Origin of the sequence: Rathayibacter sp. AY1C5 (assembly GCF_002931705.1) — a bacterium.
Lineage (GTDB): Bacteria > Actinomycetota > Actinomycetes > Actinomycetales > Microbacteriaceae > Rathayibacter.
Map to the genome: position 1 here is coordinate 46,698 of NZ_PSWD01000014.1, position 13,316 is coordinate 60,013.

The following is a 13,316-nucleotide window of genomic DNA, read 5'->3' on the forward strand; positions in this document are numbered from 1 at the left end:
CGCGAGGAAGGCCGGTCCTCCGGCCGGCCGAGCGCGGTTCCCGGGCCGGAGGCACATCCCTCACCACCGCAGTGGTCACCACTCCGCCGAGCCGCGAGGCCCGCAGGCGGCCGCCGCCCGAGACCCATCCATCCTGGAGCATCCCTTAATGACAACCGCAACGACCGACAAGGCAACCAAGCAGGTCGCGATCAACGACATCGGGTCTGCTGAAGACTTTCTTGCCGCGGTCGAAAAGACTCTGAAGTTCTTCAACGACGGAGACCTCATCGAAGGCACCGTCGTGAAGATCGACCGCGACGAGGTCCTCCTCGACGTCGGCTACAAGACCGAGGGCGTCATCCCCTCGCGCGAGCTCTCCATCAAGCACGACGTCGACCCCTCCGAGGTCGTCAACGTGGGCGACAGCGTCGAGGCCCTCGTCCTCCAGAAGGAGGACAAGGAGGGTCGCCTGATCCTGTCCAAGAAGCGTGCGCAGTACGAGCGCGCGTGGGGCGACGTCGAGAAGATCAAGGAGTCGGACGGCGTCGTCACCGGCTCGGTCATCGAGGTCGTCAAGGGCGGTCTCATCGTCGACATCGGCCTCCGCGGCTTCCTCCCGGCCTCGCTCATCGAGCTGCGCCGCGTCCGCGATCTCACGCCGTACCTCGGCCAGGAGATCGAGGCGAAGATCCTCGAGCTCGACAAGAACCGCAACAACGTGGTCCTGTCGCGTCGCGCGCTCCTCGAGCAGACCCAGTCCGAGAGCCGCACCACGTTCCTGAACAACCTGCACAAGGGTCAGGTCCGCAAGGGCGTCGTGTCGTCGATCGTCAACTTCGGTGCGTTCGTCGACCTCGGCGGCGTCGACGGTCTCGTCCACGTCTCCGAGCTCTCCTGGAAGCACATCGAGCACGCCTCCGAGGTCGTCGAGGTGGGCCAGGAGGTCACCGTCGAGATCCTCGAGGTCGACCTCGACCGCGAGCGCGTGTCGCTCTCGCTCAAGGCGACCCAGGAGGACCCGTGGCAGGTCTTCGCCCGCACCCACGCGATCGGACAGGTCGCGCCGGGCAAGGTCACGAAGCTGGTCCCGTTCGGTGCCTTCGTCCGCGTCGCGGACGGCATCGAGGGCCTCGTCCACATCTCCGAGCTGTCGGGCAAGCACGTCGAGCTCGCCGAGCAGGTCGTGTCGGTCGGCGAAGAGGTGTTCGTCAAGGTCATCGACATCGACCTCGACCGTCGCCGCATCTCCCTCTCGCTCAAGCAGGCGAACGAGAACGTCGACCCCGAGGGCACCGAGTTCGACCCGGCGCTCTACGGCATGGCCACGGAGTACGACGACCAGGGGAACTACAAGTACCCCGAGGGCTTCGACCCCGAGACCAACGAGTGGCGCGAGGGCTTCGAGTCGCAGCGCGAGGCCTGGGAGCTGGAGTACGCCGCTGCTCAGGCGCGTTGGGAGGCCCACAAGGCCCAGGTGGCCAAGTCGCAGGAGGAGGCGGCCACCGTCTCCGAGGGCGTCTCGGTCGGCGCCGGCTTCACCAGCGAGTCGACCACCGGCGGCACCCTCGCCGACGACGAGTCGCTCGCCGCGCTCCGCGAGAAGCTGTCCTCGAACAACTGATCGCGAGCACATCGCATCGAACGGCCGGTCCCCTCGGGGGCCGGCCGTTCGGCGTTCCGGGCGACGGCGCTGGGTAGGGTGGCCGGGTGCATCTCGTCGCCCTCACCGGAGGCATCGCCTCGGGCAAGTCCACCGTCGCCCGCCGTCTCGCCGAGCACGGAGCGGTGGTGGTCGACGCCGACGTCCTCGCGCGCGAGGTCGTCGAGCCGGGGGAGCCGGCGCTGGCGGCGATCGCCGAGCGCTTCGGCCCGTCCGTGATCCGCGCGGACGGCGCGCTCGACCGCCCGGCGCTCGGCGCGATCGTCTTCTCGGACGCGGCGGCCCGCGCCGACCTCAATGCGATCACCCATCCGGCGGTGACCCTCCGTTCGCAGCGGCTGTTCGCGGAGGCCGCCGAGGCGGACCCGGCCGCGGTGGTCGTCTACGACGTCCCCCTCCTCGCCGAGGGCCGTGGAGCGGGGGAGTTCGACGAGGTGGTCGTCGTGCACGCGCCGCAGCACCTCCGCATCGAGCGTCTCGTCGCCCTCCGGGGACTGACCGAGGAGGAGGCTCGTGCGCGGGTCTCGTCGCAGGCGAGCGACGAGGAGCGCCTCGCCCTCGCCGACGTCGTGATCGACTCCTCCGGCACGCTGGAGGAGACGCTCGCTCGGACCGACGCGCTGTGGGAGCGTCTCGCCCGCTGACGGTCCGTCCCGGACACCCGCCCTCGTGGCCGAGCGGCCCGGCCGGAGAGCGCACCCCCGTTCGCCGCCAGCGCACGCGCCGTCCGGTGTCGGTGGTCGCGGCTACGCTTCGAACCATGGAGCCAACCCGTGCCGTGCACCCGTTCGAGGTCATCAGCGAGTACAAGCCGAGCGGTGACCAGCCCGGCGCGATCGCCGATCTGAGCGCCCGCATCAACGCCGGCGAGACCGATGTCGTCCTGCTGGGCGCCACCGGGACCGGCAAGTCCGCGACCACGGCCTGGCTCGTCGAGGCCGTGCAGCGCCCCACGCTCGTGCTCGCGCACAACAAGACCCTCGCCGCGCAGCTCGCCAACGAGTTCCGCGAGCTGTTCCCCAACAACGCCGTCGAGTACTTCGTCTCGTACTACGACTACTACCAGCCCGAGGCCTACGTCCCGCAGACCGACACCTTCATCGAGAAGGACAGCTCGGTCAACGCCGAGGTCGAGCGGCTGCGCCACTCCACCACGAACTCGCTCCTGAGCCGCCGCGACGTGATCGTGGTGTCGACCGTCTCGTGCATCTACGGCCTCGGCCAGCCCGAGCAGTACCTCGAGGCGATGGTGGCGCTCCAGGTCGGCCAGCGGGTCGACCGGGACCGCCTCATCCGCAAGTTCGTGTCGATGCAGTACGCGCGCAACGACGTCGACTTCGCCCGCGGCACCTTCCGGGTGCGGGGCGACACGATCGAGATCATCCCGATGTACGAGGAGCTCGCGATCCGGATCGAGATGTTCGGCGACGAGATCGAGGCGCTCTACACGCTCCACCCGCTCACCGGCGACATCGTCCGGAAGCTCGACTCCGTGTCGGTCTTCCCCGGCTCGCACTACGTCGCCAGCCAGGACGTCATGCACCGTGCGATCGACACCATCCAGCAGGAGCTCGAGGTGCGCCTGGCCGACCTCGAGAAGCAGAACAAGCTCCTCGAGGCGCAGCGCCTGCGGATGCGCACGACCTTCGATCTCGAGATGATGCAGCAGATCGGATTCTGCTCCGGCATCGAGAACTACTCCCGCCACATCGACGGCCGCGAGTCGGGCGAGGCCCCGCACTGCCTGCTCGACTACTTCCCGGACGACTTCCTCGTCGTGATCGACGAGTCGCACGTGACGGTGCCGCAGATCGGTGCGATGTACGAGGGCGACGCGTCCCGCAAGCGCACGCTGGTCGAGCACGGCTTCCGCCTGCCCTCGGCGATGGACAACCGGCCCCTGAAGTGGGAGGAGTTCAAGTCGCGCGTCGGTCAGACCGTCTACCTCTCGGCGACCCCGGGCCGCTACGAGATGGGCATCGCCGACGGCATCGTCGAGCAGATCATCCGCCCGACCGGCCTGATCGACCCCGAGATCGTCGTCAAGCCGACGAAGGGCCAGATCGACGACCTGCTCGAGGAGATCAAGCGCCGCACCGAGCGCGACGAGCGCGTGCTCGTCACGACGCTGACGAAGCGCATGGCCGAGGAGCTCACCGACTTCCTCACGGAGGCCGGCGTCCGGGTCCGCTACCTGCACTCCGACGTCGACACCCTGAGGCGCGTCGAGCTCCTCTCGGAGCTGCGAGCGGGCGTGTACGACGTCCTGGTCGGCATCAACCTGCTGCGCGAGGGGCTCGACCTGCCCGAGGTCTCGCTTGTGGCGATCCTCGACGCCGACAAGGAGGGCTTCCTCCGCTCGTCCACGTCGCTCATCCAGACGATCGGCCGTGCGGCGCGCAACGTCTCGGGCGAGGTCCACATGTACGCCGACAAGGTGACGGACTCGATGCGGCTCGCGATCGACGAGACCGACCGCCGACGCGAGAAGCAGGTCGCCTACAACCTCGACCACGGCATCGACCCGACGCCGCTGCGGAAGAAGATCGCCGACATCACCGACGCCCTCGCCCGCGAGGGGGCCGACACCGCCAAGCTGCTCGCCGGGCGCGACGCCAAGAAGACGAGCCCGACGCCGAACCTGCGCCGTCAGGGTCTCGCCGCGAACGGCGGCAACGACCTCGAGGCGATCATCTCCGACCTCAACGGGCAGATGCTCCAGGCGGCGGGCGAGCTCAAGTTCGAGCTCGCGGCCCGGCTGCGGGACGAGGTCCAGGAGCTCAAGCGCGAGCTCCGCCAGATGGAGAAGGCCGGGCACCTGTCCTGATCGGGGGCGCTGATCCGCAAGGGGAGGGGCCCGCGGATCAGCGCCCAGCGAACGGCACGGGCGATGTCGGTGGCTCCGCATACACTTTCGGAGTGTCGATCCTGAACGCCGTTACGGACCCCTCCTCCACCCCCTCTCCCTCCTTCCACCGCTTCGTCTCCTCGCTCGACGAGTCGTCCTCGAAGCTGGTGGTGAGCGGCGCGCGGGTGCACAACCTGCAGAACGTCGACCTCGAGATCCCGCGCGACTCGATGGTGGTGTTCACCGGTCTCTCGGGCTCGGGCAAGTCCTCCCTGGCCTTCGACACGATCTTCGCGGAGGGCCAGCGGCGCTACGTCGAGTCCCTCTCCGCGTACGCCCGCCAGTTCCTCGGGCAGGTGGACCGGCCGGACGTCGACTTCATCGAGGGCCTCAGCCCCGCGGTCTCGATCGACCAGAAGTCGACGAACCGCAACCCGCGCTCGACCGTCGGCACGATCACCGAGATCTTCGACTACATGCGTCTGCTGTGGGCGCGCATCGGCGTCCCGCACTGCCCCATCTGCAGCGAGCGGATCTCCGCGCAGACCGTGCAGCAGATCGCCGACCAGCTGATGGAGCTCGAGACCGGTACCCGCTACCAGATCCTCAGCCCCGTCGTCTCCCAGAAGAAGGGCGAGTTCGTCGACCTCTTCAAGGAGCTGACCGCGGGCGGCTACTCCCGCGCCATGGTGGACGGGAAGCTCGTCCAGCTGAGCGAGCCGCCGGTGCTCAAGAAGCAGTACAAGCACGACATCTCCGTCGTGGTCGACCGGCTCGTGGCCGGCCCCGACATCCTCGGGCGCCTCACCGACTCGCTCGAGACGGCCCTGCGGCTCACCGACGGCATCGTGCAGATCAACTACGTCGACGGCGAGGGCGATGGCGCCTGGACCACCTACTCCGAGAAGCTGTCCTGCCCCAACAACCACCCGATCTCGCTGACCGAGATCGAGCCGCGGACCTTCTCCTTCAACGCGCCCTTCGGCGCCTGCCCGGAGTGCTCGGGCCTCGGCACGCGCATGTCGGTCGACGACGAGCTGCTGCTCGGCGACCCCGACCTGAGCATCGCCGAGGGCGTCATCATCCCCTGGACCACCCAGGGCAAGGGCTTGTTCCAGTACTACGAGAAGCTGCTCGACGGCCTCTCCCGCGACCTCGGCTTCACGCTCACCACCCCGTGGAAGCGCCTCAGCACCGAGGTGCAGCAGGCCGTCCTCCACGGCGACAACTTCGAGGTCAAGGTCAAGTGGAAGAACCGCTACGGCCGCGAGATGAGCTACACCTCGGGCTTCGAGGGCGTCGTGCCCTACATCGAGCGCCAGTTCGTCCAGGCCGAGACCGACGTCCAGCGCACCCGCTGGTCCGAGTTCCTCCGCGAGGTGCCCTGCCCCGTGTGCAAGGGCTCCCGCCTCAAGCCCGAGGTGCTCGCCGTGCTCGTGCACGGGGCGAGCATCGCGGACGTGGCCGACCTCAGCCTCGGCGACGCCCAGGACTTCATGAGCCGGCTCGAGCTGACCGACCGCGAGGCGCACATCGCCGCGCAGGTGCTGCGCGAGATCCGCGCGCGCATCGACTTCCTCATCGAGGTCGGGCTCAACTACCTCAACCTCTCGCGCGCCGCCGCCTCCCTGTCGGGCGGCGAGGCGCAGCGCATCCGCCTGGCGACCCAGATCGGCTCCGGGCTGACCGGCGTGCTCTACGTGCTCGACGAGCCGAGCATCGGCCTGCACCAGCGCGACAACCGCCGCCTGATCGACACCCTCATCAAGCTGCGCGACCTGGGCAACACGCTGATCGTGGTCGAGCACGACGAGGACACCATCCGCACCGCCGACTGGATCGTCGACATCGGCCCGGGCGCCGGGGTCAACGGCGGCAAGGTCGTGCACTCCGGCTCCTACGAGTCGCTGCTCGAGAACACCCACTCGCTGACCGGCGACTACGTCTCGGGCCGCAAGGCGATCGAGGTCCCGAAGAAGCGGCGGAAGATCGACCGCAAGCGGATGATCAAGGTCGTCGGGGCGAACGCCAACAATCTCCGCAAGGTCGACGCGGAGTTCCCGCTCGGCACGTTCGTCGCGGTCACCGGGGTCTCCGGCTCCGGCAAGAGCACCCTCGTGAACGACATCCTCTACCGCGTGCTCGCCAACCAGCTCAACGGCGCCCGCAAGGTGCCGGGCAAGCACACGCGCGTCACCGGCCTCGAGAACCTCGACAAGGTCGTGCACGTCGACCAGAACCCGATCGGCCGCACGCCGCGCTCGAACCCCGCCACCTACACGGGCGTGTTCGACCGCATCCGCAACCTCTTCGCCGAGACCACCGAGGCGAAGGCGCGGGGGTACCTGCCCGGCCGCTTCAGCTTCAACGTCAAGGGCGGCCGTTGCGAGGCCTGCTCGGGCGACGGCACCATCAAGATCGAGATGAACTTCCTGCCCGACGTCTACGTGGCGTGCGAGGTCTGCGGGGGAGCGCGCTACAACCGCGACACCCTGACCGTGCACTACAAGGGCAAGAACATCGCCGAGGTGCTCGACATGCCGATCGCCGAGGCGGCCGACTTCTTCGAGCCGATCACGGCGATCCACCGCTTCCTCCGCACGCTGGTGGAGGTGGGCCTCGGCTACGTCCGCCTCGGCCAGAGCGCGACCACGCTCTCCGGCGGCGAGGCGCAGCGCGTCAAGCTGGCCACCGAGCTCCAGCGCCGCTCCAACGGCCGCAGCGTCTACGTGCTCGACGAGCCGACGACGGGCCTGCACTTCGAGGACGTCCGCAAGCTCCTCCTCGTCCTCAACGGCCTGGTCGACAAGGGCAACACGGTGATCACCATCGAGCACAACCTCGACGTCATCAAGTCCGCCGACTGGCTGATCGACATGGGTCCCGAGGGCGGCGCCGGCGGCGGACAGGTGGTCGCGGTGGGCACCCCCGAGCACGTGGCGAAGGTCGAGGGCAGCCACACCGGCATGTTCCTCGCCGAGATCCTCGGCTGACGCGAGCGAGAGGCATGGCGCAGACAGTCGACTTCCGGCCGAAGCCGGGTGAGATCCCGACCCTCCCCGGCGTGTACCGCTTCACGGACGCCCGGGGGCGGGTGCTCTACGTGGGCAAGGCCAAGAACCTCCGCGCGCGGCTGAGCAACTACTTCGCCCCGCTGCCGAGCCTGCACGAGCGCACCCGGCGGATGGTCACCTCGGCCTCCGGGGTCGAGTGGACCGTCGTCGGCACCGACGTCGAGGCCCTGCAGCTCGAGTTCACCTGGATCAACGAGTTCGATCCCCCCTTCAACGTCAAGTTCCGCGACGACAAGTCCTACCCCTACATGGCGGTGACGCTCGGCGACGAGGCCCCGCGGGTGATGGTCACGCGGAACGCCAAGATCAGGAAGGCCCGCTACTTCGGGCCCTACCCGAAGATCTGGGCGATCCACGAGACGATCGACCTGATGATCAAGGCGTTCCCGATCAGGACCTGCAACGACTCCAACTACAAGCGCGCCATGCAGAGCGGCAAGCCCTGCTTCGCGTCGCAGATCGGCCGCTGCGGCGGGCCCTGCTCCCACCGTGTCACCTTCGCCGAGCACCGCGAGATGGTCGACCGCTTCGTCGCCTTCATGGGCAGCCACGACCGCCGGATGATCGGCGAGCTCGAGAAGGAGATGCGCGAGGCCGCCGCGGCGATGGAGTACGAGCGCGCCGGCAAGCTGCGCGATCAGGCCGCCGCCCTCGACGCGGTCCTCGCCAAGAGCGCGGTCGTGCTCAAGGACAACGTGGACGTCGACCTCTACGCGATCGTCCACGACGAGCTCGCCGCCTCCGTGCAGCAGTTCCGGGTCCGCGGCGGGCGCATCCGCGGCGAGCGGGGCTGGGTCGTCGACAAGGAGCTCGACATGAGCACGGCGGAGCTCGTCGACACGGCCCTCCAGGCCGCCTACGAGACCGGCGACGTCCCGCCCCGGGAGGTCGTCGTGCCGGAGCTGCCCGAGGACACCGAGGCGCTCGAGGAGTGGCTGAGCGGACTGCGCGGCACGAACGTGCGCCTCCGAGCGGCCCAGCGCGGAGACAAGGCCGCCCTCCTCGAGACGGCGACGCAGAACGCGAAGCACTCGCTGATGCTCTACAAGACCCGCCGCTCCGCCGACTTCACCGCTCGGACGCAGGCCCTGGAGGACATCCGCGACGCCCTCGGCATGAGCGAGGCGCCGCTCCGGATGGAGTGCTACGACGTCTCCCACCTCAGCGGCACCAACATCGTCGCCTCGATGGTGGTCTTCGAGGACGGGCTCGCGCGGAAGGACCAGTACCGGCGGTTCTCCATCGCGGAGTCGACGGACGACACCGAGTCGCTGCACCAGGTGCTCACCCGCCGCCTCGCGTACCTCCGCGAGCCGGTCGAGCCCGCGGCGGTCGACCCCGAGACCGGCGAGGCCAAGCGGCGCAAGTTCTCGTACCCCCCGCAGCTGCTGATCGTCGACGGCGGCCAGCCGCAGGTCGCAGCCGCGCAGCGCGCGCTCGACGAGTCCGGGGTGACCGGCATCACCCTCTGCGGGATCGCCAAGCGCCTCGAGGAGATCTGGCTGCCGGACTCCGACTTCCCCGTCATCCTGCCGCGCAACAGCGATGCGCTCTTCCTCTTCCAGCGCATCCGCGACGAGGCGCACCGCTTCGCGATCACCCACCAGAGGACGCGTCGCAAGCGCGACATCTCGTCGCAGCTGGCCGAGGTGCCCGGGCTCGGAGGCACGCGAGTTCGCGACCTGCTGAAGCACTTCGGATCCGTCGCCCGGCTCCGCGAGGCGGGCGAGGCCGAGATCGCCGAGGTCAAGGGCATCGGCCCGACGCTGGCGGGCGCGATCCACGCGCACCTGCATCCGGACGGGTTCGCCGTCGGGGGCACGCCTTAGGCTGGAGGCCCGCGCTCCGGGGGAGAGCGGCCGGTGCCCGGCACCGAGGACACGAGCAGACACGAGCACGGAGAGCGCATGAGCACGGAGAGCGAGCAGCAGGACGTGCTGATCGTCACGGGGATGTCCGGAGCGGGCCGGTCCACGGCCGCGAACGCGCTGGAGGACCTCGGCTGGTACGTCGTCGACAACCTGCCGCCGCAGATGCTGCGCCCGCTGGTCGACCTGGCGCAGCGTGCAGGGGACACGCTGCCGAAGATCGCAGCGGTCGTCGACGTCCGCGGACGCGACTTCTTCGAGGACCTCGGCGACATCGTCCGCGAGCTGCGCGCCGGGGTCGACCTCCGAGTGGTGTTCCTCGAGGCCACCGACGCCGCGCTCGTCCGCCGCTTCGAGCAGGTGCGCCGTCCGCACCCGCTGCAGGGCCGGGGGACCCTCCTCGACGGCATCTCCGCCGAGCGGACGCGCCTCGCTCAGCTGCGGGAGTCGGCCGACATCGTCATCGACACCTCGGACCTCAACATCCACCAGCTGGCCACCAGCATCACCGAGCGCTTCGCCGAGGCCGGCCGCGCGGGCCTCCAGGTCACGGTGATGAGCTTCGGCTTCAAGTACGGGCTGCCGACGGACGCCGACATGGTGGCCGACGCGCGGTTCCTGCCGAACCCGTACTGGATCCCGGAGCTGCGTCCGCACACGGGTCTCGACGAAGAGGTGAGAGACTACGTGCTGGCCCAGCAGGGCGCCGAGGAGTTCATCGACTCCTACTCCCGGGCCCTGCGCCCCGTGCTCGACGGCTACCAGCGCGAGAACAAGCGCCACGCGACCATCGCGATCGGCTGCACGGGAGGCAAGCACCGCTCCGTCGCGGTCGCGGGCCGTGTCGCGGCCCGTCTGGCCGAGCTGCCGGGCGTCGCCGTCAACGTGGCGCACCGCGACCTCGGCCGAGAATGATCCCCGCGCGCTCAGCCGCGCACCCGACGTAAGGAAGACTCCGTGGCCCTCACCGCAGACGTCAAGGGCGAACTGGTCGCGATCGTCTCGCGCAAGAACACCGTCCGTGCCGCCGAACTGGCGACCATCCTCCGCTTCTCCGGAGGACTGCACATCATCTCCAACCGCCTCGCGGTCGAGGTCGAGCTCGACTCCGCCCCGCTCGCGACCCGCGTGCGCCGCGACCTCGCCGAGCTGTACGGCGTCCGCAGCGAGGGCAGCATCGTCTCGGCCGGCGGATCCCGGAGGACCACGAGCTGGCTGGTGCGCGTCGTCGAGGGCGGGGACACCCTCGCCCGGCAGACCGGCCTCCTCGACCAGCGGGGCCGGCCCGTCCGCGGCCTGCCCAACCGCCTCACGACCGGCTCCCGCGAGGAGCTCGCCGCCCTGTGGCGCGGCGCCTTCCTCGCCCAGGGCTCGCTGACCGACCCGGGCCGCTCCGCGGCGCTCGAGATCGTCTGCCCCGGCAACGAGGCGGCCATGGCGATCGTCGGAGCCGCCGGACGCCTGGGCGTCCAGGCCAAGTCCCGCGAGGTGCGCGGCGTCCACCGGGTCGTCATCCGCGACGGCGAGAGCATCAGCGCGATGCTCACCCTGATGGGCGCGACCGCGACCGTCGCGAGCTGGAAGGAGCTGCGCCAGCGCCGCGAGGTGCGGGCGACCGCGAACCGACTCGTCAACTTCGACGACGCGAACCTCCGCCGCTCCGCCCAGGCCGCCGTCGCGGCGTGCGCCCGCGTCGAGCGCGCGATGGAGATCCTGGGCGACGACATCCCCGAGCACCTCCGCTACGCCGGGCGCCTGCGCCTCGCCCACCGCGACGCGAGCCTCGACGAGCTCGGCCACCACGCCGATCCGCCGATGACGAAGGACGCCGTCGCCGGCCGCATCCGCCGCCTCCTCGCGATGGCCGACAAGCGCGCGTCCGACCTCGACATCCCGGGCACCGACGCGAACCTCCCGGCCGAGCTGCAGGACCTGTAGGCCCGGCCGCACGGCGCGCCCCGCCCGGCGAACGCTGAGTGTCTCCTGGTCGAACAACGCAAGCCCTCCGAACGCGGTGGGGCCCCCTCGCTAGACTGATCGGGTCGCTCAGGACACTCCCGGCCCTCCTCCTCCGCCTCGCGGAGGACGCCGAGACGCCGGCGGGTCGCACGGGAGCGACGACCACGAACAGGAGATCGCACATGGCTGACTACACGCTCGCCGAACTGCCCTACGACTACTCGGCCCTCGAGCCGAACATCAGTGGGCGGATCATGGAGCTCCACCACGACAAGCACCACGCGACGTACGTGGCCGGGGCGAACACCGCCCTCGCCTCGCTGCAGGAGGCTCGCGACAGCGAGAACCTCGCGAACGTGAACAAGCTCCAGAAGGACCTCGCCTTCAACCTCGCCGGTCACGTGAACCACACCGTGTTCTGGAACAACCTCTCGCCGGACGGCGGCGACAAGCCCGTCGGCGAGCTCGCCGCGGCCATCGACGACAACTTCGGGTCGTTCGACAAGTTCCGCGCCCACTTCACCGCCTCGGCCCTCGGCATCCAGGGCTCCGGCTGGTCGATCCTCGCCTGGGACTCGCTCGGCGAGAAGCTCATCATCGAGCAGCTCTACGACCACCAGGGCAACCTCGCCGCGGCGACCGTTCCGGTCCTCCTCCTCGACATGTGGGAGCACGCCTTCTACCTCGACTACGTCAACGTGAAGGCCGACTACGTCAAGGCGTTCTGGAACATCGTGAACTGGGCCGACGTCTCCGCGCGCTTCGAGAAGGCCCGCGAGAAGACTTCGGGCCTGCTGCTACTGTCGTAGCGATCTCGGCGTCCCGGGCCCCGCGTCCGGGACGCCCTGTCGTCGGCTTCCACCCCTCCACTGCACCGTCGAGGTGCCTTTCCTCACCAGGAGATATCTGTGTCCGTCAAGATCGGCATCAACGGCTTCGGCCGTATCGGCCGTAACTTCTTCCGTGCAGCCCTCGCCAAGGGCAGCGACCTCGAGATCGTCGCGGTCAACGACCTCACCGACAACAAGGCCCTCGCGCACCTCCTGAAGTACGACTCCATCACGGGACGCCTCGACGCGACCGTCGAGCTCGACGGCGACCGCATCGTCGTCAACGGCAAGCCGATCATCGTCCTCGAGGAGCGCGACCCCGCGAACCTCCCCTGGGGCGAGCTGGGAGTCGACGTCGTCATCGAGTCGACCGGCCGCTTCACCAAGTCGGAGGACGCGCGCAAGCACATCACCGCGGGTGCCAAGAAGGTCATCGTCTCCGCTCCCGCCACGGGCAGCGACGTCGCGACCCTGGTCCTCGGCGTGAACGAGAACACCTACGACCCCGCGACGCACGACATCATCTCGAACGCGTCCTGCACCACGAACTGCCTCGCGCCGCTCGCCAAGGTGCTGCTCGACAACTTCGGCATCGAGCGCGGCCTGATGACCACGGTCCACGCGTACACCGCCGACCAGAACCTCCAGGACGGCCCGCACAGCGACCTGCGTCGCGCCCGCGCTGCCGCCGTCAACATCATCCCGACCTCGACCGGTGCCGCCAAGGCGCTCGGCCTGGTCATCCCGGAGCTCGTCGGCAAGCTCGACGGCTACGCCCTCCGCGTCCCGGTCCCGACCGGCTCGATCACCGACCTCACCGTCGAGCTGACGAAGCCCGCCACCGTCGAGGAGATCAACGCGGCGTACAAGGCGGCCTCCGAGGGAGACCTCAAGGGCATCCTCAAGTACACCGAGGACCCGATCGTCTCGAGCGACATCGTGACCGACCCGCACTCGTCGATCTTCGACGCGGGCCTCACGAAGGTCATCGGCAGCCAGGTCAAGGTCGCCTCCTGGTACGACAACGAGTGGGGCTACTCCAACCGCCTCGTCGACGTCACCGAGTTCGTCGCCGGCAAGCTCTAAGGGCTGCGC

The 13,316-nt window shown here is 69.4% G+C and carries 9 protein-coding genes; all 9 read left to right on the forward strand.

The window, feature by feature from the left end:
* Nucleotides 1-148 precede the first annotated feature (148 nt).
* The 9 genes from rpsA to gap all read left to right on the forward strand — a co-directional run bounded on the left by rpsA (nucleotide 149) and on the right by gap (nucleotide 13,307).
* Nucleotides 149-1,603, forward strand: coding sequence for a 30S ribosomal protein S1 (rpsA, locus tag C5C57_RS11240; RefSeq protein WP_104225298.1), 1,455 nt, complete (start codon nucleotides 149-151; stop codon nucleotides 1,601-1,603).
* An 86-nt stretch (nucleotides 1,604-1,689) separates the two neighbouring features.
* Nucleotides 1,690-2,286 carry a dephospho-CoA kinase gene (gene coaE / locus C5C57_RS11245; protein ID WP_104221899.1) on the forward strand — a complete coding sequence of 199 codons (597 nt, stop codon included), beginning with the start codon at nucleotides 1,690-1,692 and terminating at the stop codon, nucleotides 2,284-2,286.
* Between the two features lie 116 nt (nucleotides 2,287-2,402).
* The gene (gene uvrB, locus C5C57_RS11250; protein WP_104297633.1) at nucleotides 2,403-4,469 is read left to right on the forward strand and encodes an excinuclease ABC subunit UvrB; all 2,067 of its coding nucleotides are present in this window, start codon (nucleotides 2,403-2,405) and stop codon (nucleotides 4,467-4,469) included.
* A 188-nt stretch (nucleotides 4,470-4,657) separates the two neighbouring features.
* Nucleotides 4,658-7,483: an excinuclease ABC subunit UvrA gene (gene uvrA / locus C5C57_RS11255; RefSeq protein ID WP_244229661.1), complete on the forward strand. Its 2,826-nt coding sequence runs from the start codon at nucleotides 4,658-4,660 to the stop codon at nucleotides 7,481-7,483.
* A gap of 14 nt (nucleotides 7,484-7,497) precedes the next feature.
* A complete protein-coding gene (gene uvrC / locus C5C57_RS11260; RefSeq protein ID WP_104297634.1) occupies nucleotides 7,498-9,393 on the forward strand; it encodes an excinuclease ABC subunit UvrC in 1,896 nt (631 codons plus the stop codon).
* Between the two features lie 78 nt (nucleotides 9,394-9,471).
* Nucleotides 9,472-10,347, forward strand: coding sequence for an RNase adapter RapZ (gene rapZ, locus C5C57_RS11265; protein ID WP_097166020.1), 876 nt, complete (start codon nucleotides 9,472-9,474; stop codon nucleotides 10,345-10,347).
* A gap of 42 nt (nucleotides 10,348-10,389) precedes the next feature.
* Nucleotides 10,390-11,370, forward strand: coding sequence for a DNA-binding protein WhiA (gene whiA / locus C5C57_RS11270; RefSeq protein ID WP_104246800.1), 981 nt, complete (start codon nucleotides 10,390-10,392; stop codon nucleotides 11,368-11,370).
* 203 nt (nucleotides 11,371-11,573) lie between these two features.
* Nucleotides 11,574-12,200, forward strand: coding sequence for a superoxide dismutase (locus tag C5C57_RS11275; protein WP_104221907.1), 627 nt, complete (start codon nucleotides 11,574-11,576; stop codon nucleotides 12,198-12,200).
* A 99-nt stretch (nucleotides 12,201-12,299) separates the two neighbouring features.
* Complete coding sequence (gap, locus tag C5C57_RS11280) at nucleotides 12,300-13,307, forward strand: type I glyceraldehyde-3-phosphate dehydrogenase (RefSeq protein WP_104221909.1); 1,008 nt, start codon at nucleotides 12,300-12,302, stop codon at nucleotides 13,305-13,307.
* Nucleotides 13,308-13,316 lie beyond the last annotated feature (9 nt).

Coding starts and splice junctions, on each gene's coding strand:
- uvrC (WP_104297634.1), top strand. CDS start 7,498: ATGGCGCAGACAGTCGACTTCCGGCCGAAGCCGGGTGAGATCCCGACC.
- rapZ (WP_097166020.1), top strand. CDS start 9,472: ATGAGCACGGAGAGCGAGCAGCAGGACGTGCTGATCGTCACGGGGATG.
- uvrB (WP_104297633.1), top strand. CDS start 2,403: ATGGAGCCAACCCGTGCCGTGCACCCGTTCGAGGTCATCAGCGAGTAC.
- C5C57_RS11275 (WP_104221907.1), top strand. CDS start 11,574: ATGGCTGACTACACGCTCGCCGAACTGCCCTACGACTACTCGGCCCTC.
- rpsA (WP_104225298.1), top strand. CDS start 149: ATGACAACCGCAACGACCGACAAGGCAACCAAGCAGGTCGCGATCAAC.